This is a genomic window from Dyadobacter sp. CY356, assembly GCF_021440195.1.
GTDB lineage: Bacteria > Bacteroidota > Bacteroidia > Cytophagales > Spirosomataceae > Dyadobacter.
Genome location: NZ_JAJTSZ010000002.1, coordinates 933,514 through 954,190, shown reverse-complemented (window position 1 = coordinate 954,190; position 20,677 = coordinate 933,514). Strand labels below are relative to the sequence as shown.

The 20,677-nt window shown below is 40.9% G+C and carries 19 protein-coding genes; 10 read left to right on the top strand and 9 right to left on the bottom strand.

All coding sequences use genetic code 11. The features are described from left to right. The first annotated feature begins 4 nt into the window (after nucleotides 1-4). From ruvC to LXL81_RS10330, 5 genes are all read left to right on the top strand, one after another. A complete protein-coding gene (ruvC, locus tag LXL81_RS10350) occupies nucleotides 5-592 on the top strand; it encodes a crossover junction endodeoxyribonuclease RuvC (RefSeq protein WP_234646707.1) in 588 nt (195 codons plus the stop codon). A 411-nt stretch (nucleotides 593-1,003) separates the two neighbouring features. Beyond that, on the top strand, nucleotides 1,004-1,645 hold the full coding sequence (locus LXL81_RS10345; protein WP_234646706.1) for a TetR/AcrR family transcriptional regulator: 642 nt from the start codon (nucleotides 1,004-1,006) through the stop codon (nucleotides 1,643-1,645). Then, on the top strand, nucleotides 1,629-2,954 hold the full coding sequence (locus LXL81_RS10340) for a TolC family protein (protein WP_234646705.1): 1,326 nt from the start codon (nucleotides 1,629-1,631) through the stop codon (nucleotides 2,952-2,954). Before LXL81_RS10345 ends, LXL81_RS10340 begins: the two co-directional genes overlap by 17 nt. A 69-nt stretch (nucleotides 2,955-3,023) precedes the next feature. Continuing rightward, the gene (locus LXL81_RS10335) at nucleotides 3,024-4,136 is read left to right on the top strand and encodes an HlyD family secretion protein (protein WP_234646704.1); all 1,113 of its coding nucleotides are present in this window, start codon (nucleotides 3,024-3,026) and stop codon (nucleotides 4,134-4,136) included. A 74-nt stretch (nucleotides 4,137-4,210) separates the two neighbouring features. After that, a complete protein-coding gene (locus tag LXL81_RS10330; RefSeq protein ID WP_234646703.1) occupies nucleotides 4,211-5,785 on the top strand; it encodes a DHA2 family efflux MFS transporter permease subunit in 1,575 nt (524 codons plus the stop codon). Nucleotides 5,786-5,912: 127 nt separating this feature from the next. Here the strand turns inward: LXL81_RS10330 and LXL81_RS10325 are convergent, their stop codons facing one another. The 4 genes from LXL81_RS10325 to LXL81_RS10310 form a co-directional block, all read right to left on the bottom strand. Further along, nucleotides 5,913-8,516, bottom strand: a complete 2,604-nt coding sequence (locus LXL81_RS10325) for an ATP-binding protein (RefSeq protein WP_234646702.1) — start codon at nucleotides 8,514-8,516, stop codon at nucleotides 5,913-5,915. 412 nt (nucleotides 8,517-8,928) lie between these two features. Beyond that, nucleotides 8,929-9,231, bottom strand: a complete 303-nt coding sequence (locus LXL81_RS10320) for a Rha family transcriptional regulator (RefSeq protein ID WP_234646701.1) — start codon at nucleotides 9,229-9,231, stop codon at nucleotides 8,929-8,931. Between the two features lie 83 nt (nucleotides 9,232-9,314). Beyond that, complete coding sequence (locus tag LXL81_RS10315) at nucleotides 9,315-10,007, bottom strand: molybdopterin-dependent oxidoreductase (protein ID WP_234646700.1); 693 nt, start codon at nucleotides 10,005-10,007, stop codon at nucleotides 9,315-9,317. Nucleotides 10,008-10,069: 62 nt separating this feature from the next. Beyond that, on the bottom strand, nucleotides 10,070-10,564 hold the full coding sequence (locus tag LXL81_RS10310) for a VOC family protein (protein ID WP_234646994.1): 495 nt from the start codon (nucleotides 10,562-10,564) through the stop codon (nucleotides 10,070-10,072). A gap of 129 nt (nucleotides 10,565-10,693) precedes the next feature. On the opposite strand from LXL81_RS10310, the gene LXL81_RS10305 reads away from it, so the two are divergent. The 3 genes from LXL81_RS10305 (at nucleotide 10,694) to LXL81_RS10295 (ending at nucleotide 12,661) form a co-directional block, all read left to right on the top strand. Continuing rightward, on the top strand, nucleotides 10,694-11,608 hold the full coding sequence (locus tag LXL81_RS10305; protein WP_234646699.1) for a sugar phosphate isomerase/epimerase: 915 nt from the start codon (nucleotides 10,694-10,696) through the stop codon (nucleotides 11,606-11,608). An 82-nt stretch (nucleotides 11,609-11,690) separates the two neighbouring features. Beyond that, entirely contained in the window at nucleotides 11,691-12,200 is a 510-nt protein-coding gene (locus tag LXL81_RS10300) for an antitoxin Xre/MbcA/ParS toxin-binding domain-containing protein (protein WP_234646698.1), read from the top strand. Between the two features lie 5 nt (nucleotides 12,201-12,205). Beyond that, a complete protein-coding gene (locus LXL81_RS10295; protein WP_234646697.1) occupies nucleotides 12,206-12,661 on the top strand; it encodes an RES family NAD+ phosphorylase in 456 nt (151 codons plus the stop codon). A gap of 1 nt (nucleotide 12,662) precedes the next feature. Here LXL81_RS10295 and map read toward each other — a convergent pair whose 3' ends face one another. Continuing rightward, on the bottom strand, nucleotides 12,663-13,427 hold the full coding sequence (map, locus tag LXL81_RS10290) for a type I methionyl aminopeptidase (protein WP_234646696.1): 765 nt from the start codon (nucleotides 13,425-13,427) through the stop codon (nucleotides 12,663-12,665). A 177-nt stretch (nucleotides 13,428-13,604) separates the two neighbouring features. Here map and LXL81_RS10285 point away from each other — a divergent pair, with 177 nt between their 5' ends. Together LXL81_RS10285 and LXL81_RS10280 are read left to right on the top strand one after the other, a co-directional pair. Then, entirely contained in the window at nucleotides 13,605-14,096 is a 492-nt protein-coding gene (locus tag LXL81_RS10285; RefSeq protein WP_234646695.1) for a (2Fe-2S)-binding protein, read from the top strand. 27 nt (nucleotides 14,097-14,123) lie between these two features. Then, the gene (locus tag LXL81_RS10280; protein ID WP_234646694.1) at nucleotides 14,124-16,289 is read left to right on the top strand and encodes a molybdopterin cofactor-binding domain-containing protein; all 2,166 of its coding nucleotides are present in this window, start codon (nucleotides 14,124-14,126) and stop codon (nucleotides 16,287-16,289) included. A gap of 214 nt (nucleotides 16,290-16,503) precedes the next feature. Here LXL81_RS10280 and LXL81_RS10275 read toward each other — a convergent pair whose 3' ends face one another. The 4 genes from LXL81_RS10275 to LXL81_RS10260 all read right to left on the bottom strand — a co-directional run bounded on the left by LXL81_RS10275 (nucleotide 16,504) and on the right by LXL81_RS10260 (nucleotide 20,643). Next, nucleotides 16,504-17,226, bottom strand: a complete 723-nt coding sequence (locus tag LXL81_RS10275; protein WP_234646693.1) for a hypothetical protein — start codon at nucleotides 17,224-17,226, stop codon at nucleotides 16,504-16,506. A 114-nt stretch (nucleotides 17,227-17,340) separates the two neighbouring features. After that, the gene (locus tag LXL81_RS10270; RefSeq protein WP_234646692.1) at nucleotides 17,341-17,976 is read right to left on the bottom strand and encodes a hypothetical protein; all 636 of its coding nucleotides are present in this window, start codon (nucleotides 17,974-17,976) and stop codon (nucleotides 17,341-17,343) included. Between the two features lie 161 nt (nucleotides 17,977-18,137). Further along, a complete protein-coding gene (locus tag LXL81_RS10265) occupies nucleotides 18,138-19,700 on the bottom strand; it encodes a phosphatase PAP2 family protein (RefSeq protein ID WP_234646691.1) in 1,563 nt (520 codons plus the stop codon). Between the two features lie 25 nt (nucleotides 19,701-19,725). Continuing rightward, nucleotides 19,726-20,643 carry a hypothetical protein gene (locus LXL81_RS10260; protein WP_409013875.1) on the bottom strand — a complete coding sequence of 306 codons (918 nt, stop codon included), beginning with the start codon at nucleotides 20,641-20,643 and terminating at the stop codon, nucleotides 19,726-19,728. Nucleotides 20,644-20,677 lie beyond the last annotated feature (34 nt).

Here is a 20,677-nt window from a genome sequence, read left to right as displayed (position 1 = left end):
AAAAATGCAGCAGGCCGACGCTACCGAAAAGGTGATTATTGGAGTTGATCCCGGAACACAGGTTATGGGTTACGGGGTTATTTCGGTAAAGGGGCAAGAGATTACGTTGGTTCAATATGGTGTGATTCATCTCAGCAAATATACTACCCATGAGTTGAAGTTGAAGAAAATCTTTGAACGCATCTCACAATTGATCGACGATTACCTACCTGATGAGATGGCCATTGAAGATCCTTTTTACGGAAAAAACCCCCAATCGATGCTTAAACTGGGTCGTGCCCAGGGCGTTGCGATGGCAGCAGCCTTGTCCAGAGATATACCGATCGTTGAATATTCCCCTAAAAAAGTAAAACAGTCTGTGACCGGGAGTGGTGCTGCTTCGAAAGAACAGGTCGCCTATATGCTTGAAAAAATCCTGAAAATGGAACTCAGCAAAGAATTTATGGATGCTACGGATGGAATCGCCATTGCCATTTGCCATCATTATCATGCGAATTCGCCAGCTGCGGCGGCTTCGTCTTCGGGTAGTAAAAAATCCAAAAAAGGCGGTTGGGGTGCCTTTGTAAGTGAAAATCCAAACAGGGTTAAATGACCTTTATATAGTTATTGATTTAAAAGCTTTTCTTTCGAAATAGTAAGAATCCATTTCATAATGATCAGGATATCTTTTTCGGGAAATCCGGGACATAGCAAAGGTTATGATCTGCAATTTCGTTGTGCCATGCCTGACATTGTTACAAAAATGGTGGCTCAGTTTTTATAACAGCGCATCAGCAAAAGTGAAAAAGCTTAAATCAACGCTGCTGGTTTTGGCCCGATATAATCCTATTTCCGGTTTAATCTAATTTTAATGGTACTTATCCTATGAATGCTTGAATAAATCAAACGTTTGTTTAGATAAATCAAACAAACGTTTGATTTGTGATTTTTCTTATATTACATTTGTACATCAATCAGCAGAGCAATGAACAAATAATCACTAATATGCTGAGGATCAAATGAAATGGAATACAACGCAAAACAATTACAGATTATTCAGGTAGCGGAGAGGCTTTTTGCGGGTAAGGGCTTTTCAGGAACTTCGATCCGTGATATCGCGCATGAGGCAGATATCAATGTTTCGATGATCTCATATTACTTTGGTTCGAAAGAGAAATTGATCGAGGCGCTTTTTGAAGTGCGGTTTAACGAATCAGCGGAAAGATTGGATAACATTGTATCCAATGAAGATCTCTCACCACTTCAAAAGATTTATATATTGATTGATGGTGTAATCGACAGGCTTTTGGGAAATAAGTGCTTCCATAATATCATGTTGCGTGAGCAGCTTTCAGGTGAGGAACGTACGCAGGTAATTTCAGATTTGATATATGAATTAAAGCTAAAAAACTGGCAGGGTATCAACAGTATTCTTCGTGAGGGGCAGGAAAAAGGTCATTTCAAAGAAAGTATCGATGCGACCTTACTTTCAGCAACGCTTTATGGAACTGTAAATCATGCCATTACCACACAATCTTTTTACCGTAGAATAAACAGTCTTGAATCCCTGGGACAGGATGAATTTGATAAATCCCTAAAACAAAAATTGAGCAAACACTTAAAAAGTATCTTTAAAGCAACAGTAGCATATGAGACCATCGAGTAGTAGAAGAATGGCTTTTGTGGCAGTCGGTTTGATCCTGATCGCCTCTCATTCCTTCGGGCAGACAATCCGGAATATTACCCTGGAAGAAGCCGTAGAGCTTAGTCTGAAAAATAGCAAACAATTGAAAATAAGTCAGTCAAATGTAGATTTGGCTGGACTGAACATCCGTCAGATCAAAGACAACCAGTTGCCGAGTTTTAGTGTTTCGGCATCTTATCTGAGATTAAATACACCGAACATTAATCTGAAATCTTCATCCAGTGATACCACCAGCGGCGGAGCAAGTTCACTTCATGTTAATTCGGTAGCGTATGGGATGGCGAGTGCTTCGGTACCTCTTTTCTCAGGTTTCCGGTACAAGTACAGTCTTGAATCTGCGAAATATTTACAGGAAGCTTCGAGACTGGATGCCGAAACGGATCGTCAGGCAGTGATCCAGAATGCGATTCTGGCCTACAGTAATTTGTATAAAGCAAAAAGATCGGTTGATTTGGTTGCAGAAAACCTTGTGAGAGAACATGAACGCGTGACCGAATTCACAAACCGTGAGAAAAACGGCATCATAGCGCGTAATGATTTATTGAAAGCAACCTTGCAGGAATCCAATGTGCAGTTGACCTTGATGGACGCTGAAAATGATCTTAAAATCACAACCATCAATATGAACCTGATTTTAGGTCTGCCTGAGGATACCCAGCTCGCAGCAGATTCTGCAAGTTTTGAAGTATTGAAAGACGCCGGAAATGCAATGGATTGGGAACAAACGGCGATTACGCACCGGAAGGATATGGCCGCCATTGCCATGCGCCAAAAGGCTGCCGGATCTGACATTCATGTAGCTAAGGCTGATCTATACCCCAGCGTGGCGTTAACAGGCGGATATGTTGCTTTGAATATTCCGGGATTTGTAACGGTTCCCAATGCATTCAACGCAGGAATTGGTGTTAGCTATAACCTGGCTTCACTTTGGAAAACAGGTTCGAAAATTGACGAAGCCAAAACGAGACTTTACCAGCTAAAAACCAATGAAGAAATTTTACTTGACCGTGTGCATCTGGACATTAACACTGCCTACTACAATTATGTGTTAAGCAAAAAGAAGATCGAGGTTTATGAAAAAGCGGTGGAGCAAGCCAACGAAAATTACAGGATCACCAAAAATAAATATGACAACAGTCTGGTAACGACAACTGAATTACTGGATGCCGATGTGGCTCAGGTTCAGTCTAAAATTAACTATGCTGCTGCAAAAGCTGATGCGGTCGTGGCTTATAAAAAGCTTGAACAAACAGCCGGAGTTATTAACTAACCAAATTTCAACAGCGGCGGATCTTGCCAGCTCCATCGCACTTTCTAACATTATATTATTCCAAAGATTATGGAGACTAATCAAACAACAGGTGTTGCAAACGAACCAGCACCTAAAAAGAAAAGTTACACTTTCCCTATCATCCTGGCAGTTCTTGTAATCGTGGGTGGAACCTGGGGTTATACAAAATACAACCACGGATTACACCACGAAGAAACTGACGATGCGCAGATTGATGCGGATATCAGTCCGGTAATTCCACGTATTTCAGGTTATATTACAGAAATCAGAGTAAAAGATAATCAGCTGGTCCACAAAGGCGATACGCTGATCGTACTTGACAATCGTGATCAGCAAATTAAACTGGAACAGGCAGAAGCAAATCTATATGCTTCTCAGGGAAATCTGGTTGTTGCCAATGCTACAACATCCGCATCGATTGCTTCGGGCAGTACTTACGTTGCGAATGTAGAAGTTGCAGAAGCGCAGATTGAACAGGCAAAAGTAAGTGTATGGAGAGCAAATCAGGATTTTGCCAGATATGAAAATCTGATCAAAGATCACTCCATTACACAGCAGGAATACGAACAGGCTTTGGCTACAAAACAAACTGCGGAGCGTCAGTTGCAGGTTTTGATATCACAGAAAAATGCGGCACAACGCCAGGCAAAAGCAGCGACTTCTCAAACAGCGGCAACTTCTCGTCAGACTGGCGTTGTGAATGCAACCATCAAAGCACGTCAGGCTGATATAGACAATGCAAAACTGAACTTGTCATATACAATTATTACAGCACCAACTGACGGACACGTTTCAAAAGTGAATGCGCAATTGGGACAATATTTACAGGCTGGACAATCTCTTTTCAGTATCATCGCAAATTCTCAGCCATGGGTTGTTGCCAACTTTAAAGAAACACAGCTTACCAAAATGAAACTTGGGCAAAATGTGAAAATTCACATTGATGCATATCCTGACCATGTGTTCGAAGCAAAAGTGGCGTCATTCTCTCCTGCAACGGGAGCGCGGTTTGCACTTTTACCTCCGGATAATGCAAGTGGAAACTTCGTAAAAGTTGTTCAGCGTTTGCCAATCCGTATCGAATTTAAAGAAAGCAAAGATGAATTTATTCAACGTCTGCGCCCGGGAATGAATGTGTTTGTAGATGTTGAGCTGGATTAAGATGAAAGAATTAAATGGTGAGTTTGCCCGGCAAACTCACCTGATCATCTTCTCATCAATAAAATAATAAGCATATGGAATTACAACCATCCCTGGTAGAGTACGGCTTTCGACGGGTTATTATTACAATCACAGCCGTAATGTGCGCGCTTCTTGAAATCGTCGATACGACGATCGTGAACGTGGCTTTGAATGATATGCGGGGGAATCTGGGTGGAACACTTTCCGAAGTAAGCTGGGTTATTACGGCTTACGCCATTGGTAACGTGATCATTGTACCGATGACAAGCTGGCTTTCCCAGCAATTTGGACGGAGAAATTATTTCGCCGCTTCCATCATCATTTTTACCGTGGCATCTTTCTGTTGCGGTAACTCAGACAATATCTGGGAACTTGTATTTTTCCGTTTAATCCAGGGTTTTGGTGGTGGTGCGTTACTGGTTACGGCCCAAACGCTGATTACTGAAAGTTATCCTCCTGAAAAACGTGGAATGGCGCAGGCTATCTATGGTTTAGGGGTTATTGTTGGTCCTACTTTGGGTCCTCCGCTGGGTGGATATATCGTGGATAATTATAGCTGGCCTTACATTTTTTATATCAATATTCCGTTGGGTATCATTGCTGCACTTTTGACAATGCAGTTTATCCGCAGTCCTAAATATTCAGAGAAAAAATCAGCCAATGAAATTGACTGGTGGGGAATTGGTCTGCTTGCTCTTGCCGTTGGATCTTTACAATATGTATTGGAAAAAGGACAGGAAGAAGACTGGTTTAACGATGAGATCATTATCATTTGTTCAGTACTTGCAGTCCTTGGATTCTTTTTCTTTATCTGGCGGGAGCTTACTTATAAAAATCCAATTGTTGCGCTACGGGTTCTTAAAAACGGCAATCTGATGGTCGGGACCATTCTTTCCTTTGTACTAGGATTCGGTCTGTATGGTTCAACATTTATTATTCCCCTTTACACACAGGCAACGCTTGGATGGACTGCTACCCAATCAGGTATGTTGATGGTGCCCGCAGCACTGGTAACGGCATTTTGTATGCCTATTGTCGGGCAACTGATCCAGCGCGGGGTGAAACAGCAATATCTGGTAGCTGGTGGAATGGTTGTGTTTTTTATATACAGTTTCTGGGGGTATACTATTCTTACTCCTGACACCGGCAAAGATGCGTTTTTCTGGATGCTGATCGTCAGAGGTGCAGGTTTGGGTTTCCTTTTCGTGCCGATTTCAACATTGGCATTATCAACATTGAAAGGTCGTGAAATTGGTGAAGGCGCTGCATTCACGGGTATGATGCGCCAGCTTGGCGGCTCTTTCGGGGTAGCGGTTATCACCACCTACATTGCCAGACAAAATATGCAGCACCGCAGCGACCTGGTAAGTCGGTTGGATATTAATAATCCTGTTGTGCAGCAACGCATTGAAGGCTTACAAAGGAATTTTATGGGCAAAGGCATGCCCTCAGATGTCGCTTTGAAAAGTGGGTATCAGGTGCTTGAATATAGTGTTTACAAACAAGCCACTGTATTATCTTACATGGACGTATTTCTTTTTCTGGGTTGTCTCTTTTTATTCTGCGTTCCGTTTGTTTTGATAACAAGACCGGGAAAAACAAAAATTGACCCATCGTCCGTACATTAAAAAAAGAAGTGTTTGTTAAATTTGGTATAGTAGTAGTTTAAAGAAGCTTTCCCAGTTTAGAGGGAGAGCTTCTTTTTTATGTGGGTATGTCAGGGAAATTAAAAGAAAAACAGACTTAGATACCGTGTTATTCCAAATTTTTCAATTCAGTTAATCCAGCTTCCGCTTCCATTGCAAGCTGTCTGATTTGTTCTTTCAAATCCACTGAACGAATATTATTTTTCAGGTCACCTTCAATCTTTTTGTATTTATCTGCGGTTGAAAGCAGCCCGACAGAGAATAATGAAGACCGGAATTTGTGTACAACCTGGCGTAATTTTTCGTTGTCACCTGATTCTTCTGCTTTAAAAATTAATTCTGATTGTGAACCCAGTTCGCTCTCAAATAAAGAAATGAGCTCATCTCTCAATTCGGCATCACCACCAGTTATCTCATTCAAATAGGTCAGGTTCAGGATTCCGGAGTCCTGTGAACTTTCACCATTAACATTCGTCGAATTCATTTCTTTGTAGTTAAGATTTTGTTTGCCGGTCAGACTTGAAATAGCATGTAACAACTCGTTTTCCCGGAAAGGTTTTGAAATATAACTGTTTGCGCCTATGCTCAGGCATTCTTCCTTTTCCCCAACCATCGCATGTGCCGTCATCGTGATAATCGGTACGGTTTGAGAAATTTCGTTTCTTATCTTTTTAATTGCAGTGTAGCCATCCATAACCGGCATCTGAATATCCATCAACACCAGGTCATAATCCGTTTTTTCAAGCGCATTAATTGCTTCCTGCCCATTATTAACGATTGTCAATGGAATCGACATACGCTCAAAAATAGCTTCCAGCAGTTTTTGATTTAAGAGATTATCTTCAGCGGCAAGAACCCTGATATCGCCGATTGGAGCTATGGTTGATGTAGAATCATCGATTACCTCGATATCAGTCAGATCGGTTACAACTTCAAAAGGAAATTCGAGAATGAAGGTTGTTCCCTTACCCAAAACACTTTCTACACGTATGGTTCCGCCAAGTAGGTGAACGAGTGATTTTACAATGCTCAAACCAAGTCCCGTGCCGCCAAATAGTCGGGTGGTGCTTTCCGATGCCTGGACGAAACGTTCAAAAATCTTGTTTATTTTATCTTCAAGAATTCCAATTCCACTGTCAATGATCGAAAAACGAATGGTTTGGACATCGTCTTTTAAATCTGAAACCGGGTCAACAATTAATTTTACAGAGCCTTTTTCAGTAAATTTTATTGCATTCCCACAAACGTTAAGCAAAATTTGAGTCAATCGCAGTTTATCGGAAATGATCAGTTGCGGCAGTTCTGCGGAAAGGATTTTTTCATACCCTATTCCTTTTTCATTAGCGCGTTGACTAATTATAACGGAAACTGAATCGACAAGTTCGTTTATAGAAGTATTGGTTTTGTCAAGAATAACTTGTCCCGCTTCGATCTTTGAAAAGTCAAGAATATCATTGATCAGATCGAGAAGATTTTTACTGGCGATTTTGATGTAACTGACATAGTCACTACTTTTTGGATCTTTAACCTGCTCTTCCAGCAAATTCGTAAAGCCAACAATAGCATTTAGCGGTGTCCTTATTTCATGACTGACATTGGAAAGAAAAATATCTTTCACGCGCACCGATTTTTCTGCAATGGACCGTGCTTTTTCAAGTGCAGTTTCGTAATTGGCGCGTTCTGTAATATCCCTGAAAACTGTAATGGCATTTGTAATTTCTCCATCCAGACCAAGGATAGGCCTGGCACTGGTTTCCAAATGGTATAGCGTATTATTTTTCAGCAGGTCAATTTTGTTTCCGGTTGATTTTATTCCGTCCAGTGCTTCACTTACAGGCAAGGTTTCGGATGTGAATTTTATGTTGTAACGCAACGGATCTAACAAAGTGATTTTACTCATCTGCTCTTTTAGCAGTTTATCGTCATCCAACCCAAGCATTTCTTTCCCTGACTGATTCAAAAGCACAATTTCCTTATTCGTATCCAGAACCAGAACACCATCAGGAATTGCATCAATATATTGATAGAGAAGTCTTTCTTTTTTTTTGATTTCGAGTTGAAGCAAGCGTTGTTGTTTCTGGTTCCAAAGCAGCGAAACAATGGAAAGAACAGTCAGGAAAAACCCAAAGATGCTTGTCCCCATAATGAAAAGTGTGGTTTTTTTCTGGGTCTTCTGGATAAGCATTCTTTGTTTGTTAAGATGCCTGTTTTCTGCCTGTTCGATGGATTCAATTTTACTCATCAGGAGTTGATTCAAGTGCAAACCTTCTCCTTTTTGTATCATATCAAAGGCTTTTTGAGTCCCCTGATTCCTGTAAACAGTCATTACCGCATGAGTATGATCAACGATTTGACTTGAAACATCCAATAATTCTTTAACCCTTTCGGTCTGTATTTTGTCGTCTTTTACCAAATTAAAAAGTGTATCGCTCATCCCTAAAAGTTTTACCTTTTTTGAATAAGTATCGTCCAGCAGCTTTTCATTCCCGGTTATGACAAACTCATGCATATTGGACTGAATATCTTTGGTAGATAATCCAAAATTGGCAGTTTGGTTAAGAATACCTATTGTTACATTCACGCCCTGATTGTGAAGGGACAAATCCTGAACATTTTTATAAGCGAAATACTGGGAGGCAAAAATTAAGAACAGGCCAATGAAAATGCTGATGTAAGACCATCGGAGAACTTTGTCCTTAATTATAGAATGCATGTGAAGAAATGTAATTTCCGTTGAGCTTTACCAAATGTAATATTGTTACCTGTAAAGTAAAAATAATTTAACACCGGGCAAAGTTAAATCCAGTTGATTCGGAAACTAATTATATCGCAATGGCAGAGATTTAATGGCTCAATTTACCAGAAATCCTATACAACCATTACCAGATTGCTACGGAAGCCTTATGGCTAAATTGTTATATTCAGACAGCATTTGGGAAATGCCAGGCATTGGAAGGAAATTGTGCCAGCTGCTAATTACGAATTTAAACCTTACAAAAATATGTAAGGTAATAATAGTAGAGTTATTATTATTTCAGATTCTCACCTGAGGAAGTTACCATTTGGGATATTACATTAGGCTACTAAATTGATGAAAAGACAGTTTCTTTTTTATATGGGGAATATCAAAGGAAAGAAGCCATGCCGTCAAATTTTTCAATAATATTTTTGCGAAATGAAACCGGAGCTGCACTTTCAAGACTCATGACAAGAAGTACCAAACCTTCTCTTGTTATGAGAATTGAAGGATCCGCTTTTCCAGACGGCCATAGGCTTGGAGATGGAAAGAAATTGGATTTTTTAAATTCCTTGCTGCAAGGAAGTTTTTCAATTGATCTTAAAATATCATTGTGAGACTTCCCAAACTGATCAGCTACGGCTGATGAGGAGGTTGTCGGTTTTCCATTATTATATGATACGAAATACATGCCTATCTGTGATTTATGACTATAACGGTACATGACAAATATCATACCATGTTAAAATCAGATTAGAAGGGCGAATGATTTTCTCAACTATAACGATCATTTCTCCATGGATAAGCAGTATTGGAATATCCACGAACTTCCCAAAAACCAGGTTTATTTTTGTTTAAAAACTCAATTCTGTTGATCCATTTTGTTCCTTTCCATGCATATAACTGAGGCGTTATCATGCGTACCGGCCCACCATGGTCGCGTTCAAGTGGCTTGTTATCAGCAGAATGAACAAGCAGGACATCTTCTTTAAGGGCTTCTTCTATGGAGATGTTGGTTGTATATTTATCATAACCATAACAAATAATATGGGTGGCAGTAGATTTGGGCATAACAAGTGCAGCTATATCTGCCAGTTTTACCCCAACCCATGGTACATCCATCCGCGACCATGTAGTCACACAATGAAAATCGCTGACGTCTGAAGTTTGCGGCAGATTCATAAAATCCTGCCAGTTAAGTTCCAGAGGGGATTCTACTTCTCCATTTACGGTCAATTTCCATTGAAGATGTGATATATCAGGTTTGAATCCAAGATCAAGTACAGGCCATTTTACAGTTTTTATTTGTCCAACCGGCAACTTGGGCATTCCATGTCTGTTGAGCTCCCCAGTTCCCATAGGCTTGTCATCAGATATGGACGGCGTTTGCAGCATTTTTTCCTCAAACCGCGCTTTCAGTTTCATTCTTGCCTCAATGATCTTGTCGAGTTTATTTTCTTCTGACATATTATTTCTTGTAGATTTTAGATAACAATTAGAGATAGGTTTTTTGCCGATGGGTCTTCCTGCTATTTCAACTCATTCAGGAGGCCACCCAGATTCAAAACTCTGGTATACATTTCAAGATTTCCGTCTTCTGTTTTTGGCCAGAATTCCATCGGCCTGTCCCAGTACAATTCCACACCATTATTGTCCGGATCATTTAAATATAAAGCCTCCGAAACACCATGGTCACTGGCTCCGCTTAATGGATAACGGGCATTGATCAGCCGCTGGTAAATGGCTGCCAGATCCTTCCGCGTCGGGTATAAAATGGCCGTATGAAACAGGCCAACACCTTGCTGACTGGCAGGAGGAAATCCCTTACTATACCAGGTATTCAGCCCGATATGATGATGATAACCTCCGGCAGAAATAAACGCGGCCTGATCACCATAGCGGGCCATAATTTCAAAACCCAGCAAACCGCAATAAAAATCGAGGGACTTTTCAAGATTGGATACCTTCAAATGAACATGGCCAATTCGGGTCTGGGCGGGTAAAGTATATTCTTCGGAAGGCATAATAATGTCAAAAATGATGATTGATACGAAAGCAAACCCTAATTTAATAATCAAATTTAAACTTTCACCGGTAAAAACCTTTCCGGGTATTCTTTGTTAGAAAATCAATTAAATAAAAGCAAATTCCTGATGAACCGCAGAGAAGCACTTTCTTCCGTTTTGGCATTATCAACCGCCACCGTAATGCCTGTGAACACAAAAAAAGACAAACAAACTTCCTTTATATATTCATTGAACATGAGCACGTTACGCGGCCATAACCTTGGATTTAAAAAAGAACTGGAAGTAGCTGCAAAAGCAGGATATAAATCAGTCGAAATATGGATCAATACTTTACAGGATTTTATAAAAACCGGTGCTACACTAGCTGAGGCGAAACGGATCATTGATGATCTGGGGTTAAAGGTTGAAGATGCCATCGGTTTTGCAACCTGGATTGTGGATGATCAGGCTGCACGGAACAAAGCGCTGGACCAGTTAAAAATGGAAATGGATCAGCTTGCGCAAATTGGATGTCCGAGAATTGCCGCGCCGCCAATGGGCGCAACAACGGGTGAAAGCCTTGAACTGCCTAAAATGGCAGAACGCTATCGGAAAATACTTGAATTGGGTGATCAGACTGGCGTGGTTCCACATCTTGAACTCTGGGGTTTTTCCAAAAATCTTAGCAGGGTAGGAGAGTTGTTGTATGTGGCCGTAGAATCAAATCACCCGTCAGCAAAAGTGTTAATGGATGTGTATCATTTGCACAAAGGCGGTTCAGGGATGGATAGTGTGAAGGATGTAGGGAAACCACTTATTGAAATTTTTCACATCAATGACTATCCGGCAACTCCGCCAAGGGAGACAATTGTGGATGCAGACAGAATATATCCCGGTGATGGAACAGCGCCATTGAAAAACTTACTTAAAACACTTAAAAATCCTGAAAAACCGGTTATTCTGTCTTTCGAAGTTTTCAATAAAACCTATTATGCGCAGGATGCATTGCTGGTAGCAAAAACTGGTTTGGAAAAAATGAAGAAGGTTACGGAAGGGATTTAATAGGTTTGATATATTTATTATTATAATCCTATTGTAAAAGTCATTCTAATTGATCAATTTTATATTTGGCCAAAATGGAATTATGGGTGCGATAATTAAAAATAACCTTTTAACACCTCAACTGGATAAGGATCTAATTAGTCTAATTGAGGAAAAAGTATCGACAAATGAAATTACCTGGTTTTTGCTGGGGGGAGAACGATTCATGGTCAAAAAGCCAGTTTCTGGATTTGACTTTTTAGTTGCTAGTGAAAAGGGAATTCATAAGTTTGCAATTGAAAATTTGGCAAATGTTATGCATGTTCCAATGAAGGATATGGCATCTTTACTTAATATATCATATAAAATTTTGGTAAAAAAGAAGGATAATTATGTCTTTAATAATCTGATCTCATCTTTATCTGTTGAAATTGCCAATACGATTGCAAAGGGATTATCTACTTTTGAAGATCCTGAAAAACTTAATCGGTGGTTACATAAAGAGAATAAATCACTTAATCTGCAAAAGCCGTTCGATCTCCTCAATACACCAACCGGTATCAAACTGGTTAACCAAATACTAGGGCGTATTGAAGATGGTGTTTATTCCTGAAATTTATGGTTGTTTACAGGATAGCGAAGAAGAAGGAGCGTTCAAATGATTTGACGGGACAAGGTGCTGCCAAAGAGGGCGGTAGATGGAATAGTGAAGGTGTTTTTTGTTTGTATACAAGTGAAAGCCGAGCATTAGCCATGTTAGAATTGCTGGTACATGTAGATGAAACTGAATTGCCTCCCAATTTATTTGTAATGACCATTGAGATCGAAAATTCAGCACTGTTTTTTGAAATTGATGACAAAGATTTGCCACCTGACTGGCGGAATACCGAGAATCTCGCTTTGAAAGAAATGGGGGATGAAATTTTCAGAATTAAAGAATACATAGGCATTAAGGCAAGAAGTGCCGTAATGCCGCAAGAGTATAATTTTGTACTTAATCCTTTATTTCCAAGTTATTATGACTTGGTAAAGGTGATTGCCGTTGAAGATTATATTCCAGATAATAGATTGTAACCTAATCCCAAATCCCGTTAACCGCCGTTAAAATCACCGGTTTTCCATCTGTTACTAAAATAGTATGTTCGTGCTGTGCAACATATCCGCCTTTATTGCCCAACAGCGTCCAGCCGTCTTTTCCTTTTTCAGCGATTGTTGAAGCTGTGGAAATAAATGTTTCAATCGCAACCACCGTATTTTTTCTGAAACGCTGCTTGTTATCATGATCACACCAGTTAAGGATCTCGTGCGGATCTTCATGCAAACTTCTTCCTACGCCGTGCCCTGCCAGATTTTTGATCACACGGTAGCCGGCTTTCCGTGCTTCAACTTCAATTAACCTGCCTATATCCGAAACTTTTTCACCGGACCTGATACGATAAATTGCCTTATGAAGAATATTTTTCGAAGCATTTACCAACTTTTGATGGTTGTTAGTATCATCGCCTAAAATAAAAGATCCACCGTTGTCGGACCAAAATCCGTCAAGCTCAGCAGAAACGTCTATATTAATCAAATCACCATCTTTTAGAACTTTTCCGGCCGAAGGGATACCATGGGCCACTTCATGATTAACACAAATACAAGTCCAGCCGGGAAATCCGTAAGTAAGTTTTGGAGCCGATTTTGCGCCGAGTGAATTTAAAATTTCACCACCAAAATCGTCAAGTTCTTTTGCTGTCATACCTGCTTTGGCAAAATCCCTCATTTGTTTTAACGTTGTAGCAACTGCTTCACTTATTTTCTGAATTCCCTCTAATTCCGACGCTGATGTAATTAACATAACTCTGACTCCCGACTAAATATTTATTGCTGACCGCTGAAAAACCAACAAGGATCGGATAAATATAGTTTATAAACGAGTGTTTTCAGGTGCGACTATTCTGTAAATCAGTGTTTTATGTTATGATATTTTTTTAATACTTTTAGAAAGATTTGGACTGATAAAATTCCAACTACTATGGCGATATATAATCTTACAGTTAACAGTAAAAAAGTAAAAGTCGATGTGGAAGACGATATGCCCTTGTTATGGGTAGTCCGAGACATTGTAGGTTTAAAAGGGACAAAGTTTGGCTGCGGAATGGCGCTTTGCGGTGCCTGTACGGTGCATCTGGATGGCCAGCCGGCACGTTCCTGCCAGACACCCGTTTCCAGTATTGGTAAAATTACGAAGATAACCACGATTGAAGGTATAGGAGACGTGAAACTGCACGCAATCCAACAAGCATGGATTGAAGAGCAGGTGCCTCAATGTGGTTATTGTCAGTCAGGGCAGATCATGTCAGCAGTGGCTTTGCTGAAAACCAATGCAAATCCGAACGATCAGGATATCGATGCTGCGATGAGCGGAAACCTGTGCCGGTGCGGAACGTATGACCGTATCCGTAAAGCAATTCACCGTGCCGCAGAAACAATCAAAGTAGAAGAAAAAGGAATCGGAAAAAGATAGTTTTTCACAAAAAGCGTATCAAAGACATTGGAAAATATACAAACCTCACGCCGTGATTTTCTGAAAACAACCGGTCTGACTTCTTTCGGCCTTGCTCTGGGCATTTCTGCTTTTTCAAAAGATGCAGTGGTAAAGAAGATCAATCCGGCCATTTTAAAACTTGAAATCAATCCGTTTATCATTATTGATACGGCCGGCAATATCACGATCGTTAACCCTCGTCCGGATATGGGACAAGGTTCCACCCAGGCAGTACCCTCTCTGTTGGCGGAGGAGCTTGAAGTAAGGCTTGATCAGGTGAAAATTATTCAGAGTGACGGGAAAGATAAATATGGCAGCCAGACATCGGGTGGAAGTAGTTCAGTACGGTCATTATGGGAACCAATCCGTAAAGCCGGAGCAGCTGCAAGGGATATGCTCACGGAAACTGCCGCCAAAAGATGGAATGTGCCGGTTGCAGAATGTATTGCGAAGGATGGGACAATTATCCATAAACCAACAGGAAAAAGCCTGGCGTATGGTGAACTGGCAGATGACGCTTCAAAGCTTGAAATTCCTAAAAATCCGAAATTGAAAGATCCCAAAGACTTTACGATTTTGGGCAAATATAACAAGCGTCTGGATGTGCCGGAACGTGTTACGGGCAAGGCAATTTACGGTATTGATATTGATATTCCGGGGATGGTTTATGCCAGCATTCTGCATTCGCCTATGCTGCACGGAAAAGTTATTGCTGTCGATGATACCGAAACGAAGAAAGTAAAAGGTGTTATCAAAGTAATTAAAACGGAACGGACCATGCCGCATCGTACTTCCGAGGCGGTCGCGGTAATTGGAACCAATTATTGGGCAGCACTGAAAGGAAGAAAAGCGCTGGCAGTGAAATGGGATAATGCAGATTACGAAAAAACACTGAGCACGGAAAAATACTTCACAGATACTTACGAAGCGGCAAAAAAAGAAGGGATCAACTTTGAGGAAAAAGGTGATTTTGACGCAAAATATAGTTCTGCTGCTAAAAAGCTTGAATCAAATTATGAAACTCCATTTCTGGCCCATGCGCCTATTGAGCCGGAAAATGCTGTGGTGCATGTAAAGGACGATGGTTCGATAGAGATTTGGGCACCGGTACAAGGCCCGGACTGGGCATTGCGTGATGTGTGTGCGTACATGAAAGTGGCTCCGGAAAAAGTAAAAATCAATGTGACACTTCTGGGTGGTGCGTTTGGTAGAAAGGCTTATCATGATTTCCTTTTGGAAGCCTGTCATTTATCAAAGGAATTGAAAAAACCGGTGAAGGTTGTCTGGACGAGGGAAGATGATATCTCGCAGGGGCCGTATCGTCCGGGTATGTTAAGTCATATGCAAGGCTTTATTCAGGATGGAAAAATAGTCGGATATCACCACCACGCCATTGGGGAATCGATTCTTGGTCAGGTATATAAAGGATTGAAACCTGATGAAGCAGATCCATGGTTAAGTGAGGAAATCAGTACAAATAACAATAAATACAGTTTTGATGTAGCTTCAAAAGTAAGCTGGACACATGTGAAAACGGATATTCCAGTCGTTTGGTGGCGTTCAGTTTATGCTTCGAATTTTGGATGGGGACAGGAATGTTTTATTGATGAACTCGCACATCTCGCAGGAAAAGACCCATTGAAAGCGCGTCTGGAAATTATAAAGGATGAACGTTTCAGAAAAGTTCTGGAAACGCTTGCAGAAAAATCGGCCTGGGGTGAAAAACTTGCAGAGGGGCAAGGAAAGGGAATTGCAGTTTTCAAGTCTTTTGACAGTATTTCTGCTACCTGCATAACGGTTACTAAAAAAGATAGTGGTGTTAAAATAGACAAGGTTGTCTCCATTATTGATTGTGGTTATTATGTCAATCCCGATAATGTGAAAGCCCAAACGGAAGGCAATATTGTTATGGGTATAACGGCGGCAACAAAAGATGGAATTACATTTACAAATGGTGTTTGTGATCAAAGTAATTTCCATCAATACAACATCATGCGTTTAAATGAGATGCCGGAAATTGAAATACATATTGTTGACAGTGGTTCCAGTCCGGGCGGGGTAGGTGAGCCGGGACTTCCGCCAATAGCCCCGGCGCTTGGTAACGCAATTTTTGCAGCAACAGGAAAAAGAATGCGAAAACTTCCTTTTGATATAACTAATCTAAAAGTTTGATGGCATTATCCATAATCTGTTTCTGGATTAAACTAGATAGATATAACTGATAAAGAAAGTCATATAATTAACCCCGAAAATGTCCATCAATGGCGAATTTTCGGGGTTTTTATTTATCTTCTGGAAACCAAACTGTATAAAATCGCCCGACTGGCAATTGGAAAATTTGTTTGTATTCCCCTTGGATCAGGTAGAACTGGACATGTTGTTCAATTTACTCTTCAATAGCGACCATTATCATCGTGCGTCCCTTCGCTTCTATGGTTTGTTTCCAGAGTTTTCTATTGGTTTTGTCAATAAAATACTGTGATTTTCCATTGCTGATTTCGTCGTTCACATCTACCACCCAGACCTCTCTTGAACCTGACCTTTTGCTACTGTAAATCCCACTGCTGACACCACTTACGGTAGCACTGATCACGCCAATTTTAGCAGATGGGTTGTAATCGTAAATCGCTATTTTCGTGGTAAATCCTTCTTTAAGGGGTAGCCAACGAATCAATACCGGATACATATTACTATCAAAATAAGACGTCTGCGTGGTATCATGGATTAAAATGTTTTTCCCCGGCTTTTTATCGTTATAAAATCCGGTTATAATTTGACCAAAATTGAGTACCATATCTCGTTGTGCATTGTAAGAAGCATGACGAATTGGAGTCAGAGTTTTTCTATCTGAACTCGAAGAGTCAACCCAGGTTCCTTTCATGCCTTTCATTTCTACGATTGTAATAACCACAACCTGATCTTTATTTTCAACGATCCGGGTCGAAACTTTTCCTATCTCGATTTTGGTAGTATCCCGAATTGCGTACCAGGCCATGTCATAGGTTTCAGGTTTTACCCACTTTTTCTCAAAGGCTTCCGGTGAGGGTTTTAATTGCGCGAAGGTTTTGCTGAAACAACATAGGCAAACAGCAAGCAAGAGATATCTCATAATTTTGTATTATTAGTAAAACAACACAAATTACTAAACCGTCACATATAGCTTATCCGGGAGTTTCACGAAAGGAGAGAAACAATGATTAGTGGTATTCAACCATAAATTCCACTAGAACCTGCCGAATTTCAATGTCATATTGTAGGAGACGTTGCTCAAATCTGCATCGTTTAGTCCATTACCTTTTGCTCCGAAAGTTTTGCGGTAAGATATTCCCGGACTTATCCGCATCCATTTTAAAAGGTTAATTTCAACCTGAGCTCCTGGCTCAATGACATAGAAAAATTTTGCATTGGTATGGTCATCATCCCAGTCGTCATCAACGTCCCAGTCATCCCAATCCTTTCGGTCATACTGCAAGGTAAATCCGGCGCCGTTAATAAGATTTACTGCAAAATGTACTTTTTTGTTTGAAGCAAAAACGTACTCCGTGATAAGACCAAATTGTCCATACTGGTAAGAGATTTTTTTGTCGGGAGAATTATTAAATGCAGCTGAGGGAATAAAATTGGAGGTCGCAGCTAATTCCGCACCGATCAAAAATTTACTGTTGATAAACCAGCCACCATAAATTTCCGGCATATTCGCGAAGTCGCCGTTGATGGTGGTAAACTTGTTCGAGATGGCCGCATATCCACCCGATCTTTTAATTTTGCCGCCGCTAAAAACGGTTTGCACCTGTTGCGAATGGGATTCAAAACCACTCAGCATACATAAAATTGTTAATGCTAATAATGTTTTTTTCATGACTTTTCGTTTTAAATCAATAACAACTTAAAGCAAAAAGACCCCTATACCTAAACGCAAATTAATTTAACCTCAACCAATTTTTCTCAACATCATATAATTAAAAAAGCGATGCAGCCATCAAGACTGCACCGCTTTATAAAAAATTAAATCAGCGGTTTTTATTTTTCAGCTCCGTCTGTCATAGCGCGTTGCACCGCATAATTACCAACTTTATGACCAGTTGCCAATCCTTGTTCACAGTCAAAACGATAGTGGATCAGGCCATAAATCCTTGAAACCGATGCTTCAACAGCCATTGCATCAACATTGGCTTTTTCAGATGGGAAAATATGGGCCAATACCTCTGCCGCAGCTCCGGAAAACATGGAATGTCCCGAGGTGTAAGAAGGGAAGTTTGGTAAACCAACCGACGTTTTTACCTTACTGCTCATTTGGTTAGGACGAGGATAATAATAGTAATATTTCGCATCCCAGCAGCAGATTCCGGCATCCTGCATGGCAGTACCAACAAGCGCAAAAGTTCTGGCAGTTCTTACTTCGCTGAAATTATTGTCATGTGCCAAAGTCGCAGCTTTGCGATGCCAATGTCCCGGCGGGGTGTAACTTCCTACACCATCAGACCAGAAATTTGCAATCCGGGCTTGCTCCCGCGTCTGGCTTTTTGCAATCGAGAGGAGTTCGTTCATATTTTCTTCATACTCCGGGCTACCAATTGCCGGTGGAGCAATCGGACGGAGTGTGGCAACAGTTGCAGTATTAAAATTCCAGGTAAGCACAGAACCATAAGTAGGAAGCATAGGAGGACGCGCAGGGAATTCCTGACTTTTCCATGGCTGAGAAATCCCGATTTTTAAGGCGTTGGCGATCATGTCCGCGGTTTTTGCCTGGTTATTGGCAGCACCCATTCCATCAGTTTTGGCACGGGCCATCACTTTGGCCCCAACTGCATTACCAAGAGCACTTCCGGCTACGATATCACTCTCTACATTCATTCCGGCCAGTAAACGGCTGTTCTTATGCTCAGCCAGTTTGGCATCCAGAAAAGGGATTTCACCCGGAAACATCGCTTTCAAAATTGTATACGACGCGGCAGCAACCACAGCGTCTTCCGATGGATAGGATGGTAAATCTGAGACCGGAAGAATGGCCTTGATAGATGCGTCAATTTTCGAGGGTGCTTTGCGGTTGTATTTGAATTTATAGTTCCAGGCACTTACAAGCGCATCATACTGTGCCACACTCAGGTAAGCCAGGGCGCGGGCAGTGTAAGGTGGATTTGCAAACGGAAATTTCGGGTCAGCCAAAGGATTGGCAGCATCGGGAACCGGATATTTTCCTTCCGCATTTACAGCAGGAGGACTGTTATACCTTGCAGCAAGCTCTCTTGCAATTTCATTCCAGCGATATGCTGCCCCGGCACCCCAGTAGTTGATCTGGTCACGTTGCTGAGGTGTAACGCCGGCCATGGTTTCTTTCAATTTTGCAATTTCAGCGATGTATTCTGCTGAGGTTGCAGCCTTTGGCTCATCCACGGGCACTTCGCTGGATGATGCCAGAATGTAAGGTTTCCAGGTTCCGGCATTCTCATCCAGGGTTGATGGATTATTGATAGATGCAGTTGGCTCATCAACTGTTTTGCTGCATGAAAAAACCGTAAAAGCTAAAAATAAACCTGTTGCAAAGAATGCAGCGCGGCCACGCGAATTGTATATCTTATTCATAATATGATCGTAATGACTGTAATTTTTATTTTCCAGATTTAAGATATCTGAACTGGTATAAAAGGCCGGCGGAATAGGTCATCGCCTGGCCAACATTTTCTCCACGGGTCACATAGGCCACACGTGCGTTGAAACCAATGTTTTTTGGTTGAAATTTTCCATACCATCCAACAGTAGTAGACTTCATATTATTGGTTGGGAATGGCATTCCGTTGCGGCGGATATAATCGCCATTTACACATTCATTGCGCTCTGCATAAACCTCCGTCTGAATTGCTTTGTTTGTAAAACCAACCCGGGCAGAATAATCGAAAGCGTTAGGGACACTTACGCGATTAGTGTTATAAAGCGTTTCTCCCATTAGATAAGAATCACGGTCAATCGTAATTTTACTTCTTAAAATGTAACTTCCGTAAGCCGTTGCATAAATACCGGTTTTGTGACGGTAACGTGCCACCAGTCTTCCTGTGGCCGTTTTGCATTGTAAACCTATGGACAAAGGCATAAAATCAGGAACATAATTTGAGCTTGGTATCGATGCGCCAACTACTGCATTTAACGATAATCCTGCTTTGTTATAAAACCGATATTTTACCCAACCCCCAACATCCTGAAATCCTTTACTCCACTTCATGTTTCCGGCGCTTGCCTGGGTCCAGATGTAGGGAAGGCTCACGATCACATTAAGATTTTTTGTAACACCAACGGCCAGCATAGCCATTCCAACCTGTGTTGTTTGCGTTCCAATATTGAGATTTTCTCTTTTCAAAGTATTTTCCCAGTATTTATCCCACGAACTGTGTGTGTATGACAATGCCAGACAAGCAGTATTTTTTGACATATAAACAGCATCATTCGGCATTTGTGCATAGGCTCCGGTGAAACTGATCATAGCCAGAACGAACATCAAAAGATGTTTTTTATTCTGTATAGTTGTAAACATATAGTACTAAATAAAAGTGTAGCTCCGCCTTTCA

Bases quoted from the DNA above. Each gene is read 5' to 3' on its own strand.
- ruvC (WP_234646707.1), top strand. From the start codon at position 5: ATGCAGCAGGCCGACGCTACCGAAAAGGTGATTATTGGAGTTGATCCC.
- LXL81_RS10345 (WP_234646706.1), top strand. From the start codon at position 1,004: ATGGAATACAACGCAAAACAATTACAGATTATTCAGGTAGCGGAGAGG.
- LXL81_RS10340 (WP_234646705.1), top strand. From the start codon at position 1,629: ATGAGACCATCGAGTAGTAGAAGAATGGCTTTTGTGGCAGTCGGTTTG.
- LXL81_RS10335 (WP_234646704.1), top strand. From the start codon at position 3,024: ATGGAGACTAATCAAACAACAGGTGTTGCAAACGAACCAGCACCTAAA.
- LXL81_RS10330 (WP_234646703.1), top strand. From the start codon at position 4,211: ATGGAATTACAACCATCCCTGGTAGAGTACGGCTTTCGACGGGTTATT.
- LXL81_RS10325 (WP_234646702.1), bottom strand. From the start codon at position 8,516: ATGCATTCTATAATTAAGGACAAAGTTCTCCGATGGTCTTACATCAGC.
- LXL81_RS10320 (WP_234646701.1), bottom strand. From the start codon at position 9,231: ATGTATTTCGTATCATATAATAATGGAAAACCGACAACCTCCTCATCA.
- LXL81_RS10315 (WP_234646700.1), bottom strand. From the start codon at position 10,007: ATGTCAGAAGAAAATAAACTCGACAAGATCATTGAGGCAAGAATGAAA.
- LXL81_RS10310 (WP_234646994.1), bottom strand. From the start codon at position 10,564: ATGCCTTCCGAAGAATATACTTTACCCGCCCAGACCCGAATTGGCCAT.
- LXL81_RS10305 (WP_234646699.1), top strand. From the start codon at position 10,694: ATGAACCGCAGAGAAGCACTTTCTTCCGTTTTGGCATTATCAACCGCC.
- LXL81_RS10300 (WP_234646698.1), top strand. From the start codon at position 11,691: ATGGGTGCGATAATTAAAAATAACCTTTTAACACCTCAACTGGATAAG.
- LXL81_RS10295 (WP_234646697.1), top strand. From the start codon at position 12,206: ATGGTTGTTTACAGGATAGCGAAGAAGAAGGAGCGTTCAAATGATTTG.
- map (WP_234646696.1), bottom strand. From the start codon at position 13,427: ATGTTAATTACATCAGCGTCGGAATTAGAGGGAATTCAGAAAATAAGT.
- LXL81_RS10285 (WP_234646695.1), top strand. From the start codon at position 13,605: ATGGCGATATATAATCTTACAGTTAACAGTAAAAAAGTAAAAGTCGAT.
- LXL81_RS10275 (WP_234646693.1), bottom strand. From the start codon at position 17,226: ATGAGATATCTCTTGCTTGCTGTTTGCCTATGTTGTTTCAGCAAAACC.
- LXL81_RS10270 (WP_234646692.1), bottom strand. From the start codon at position 17,976: ATGAAAAAAACATTATTAGCATTAACAATTTTATGTATGCTGAGTGGT.
- LXL81_RS10265 (WP_234646691.1), bottom strand. From the start codon at position 19,700: ATGAATAAGATATACAATTCGCGTGGCCGCGCTGCATTCTTTGCAACA.
- LXL81_RS10260 (WP_409013875.1), bottom strand. From the start codon at position 20,643: ATGTTTACAACTATACAGAATAAAAAACATCTTTTGATGTTCGTTCTG.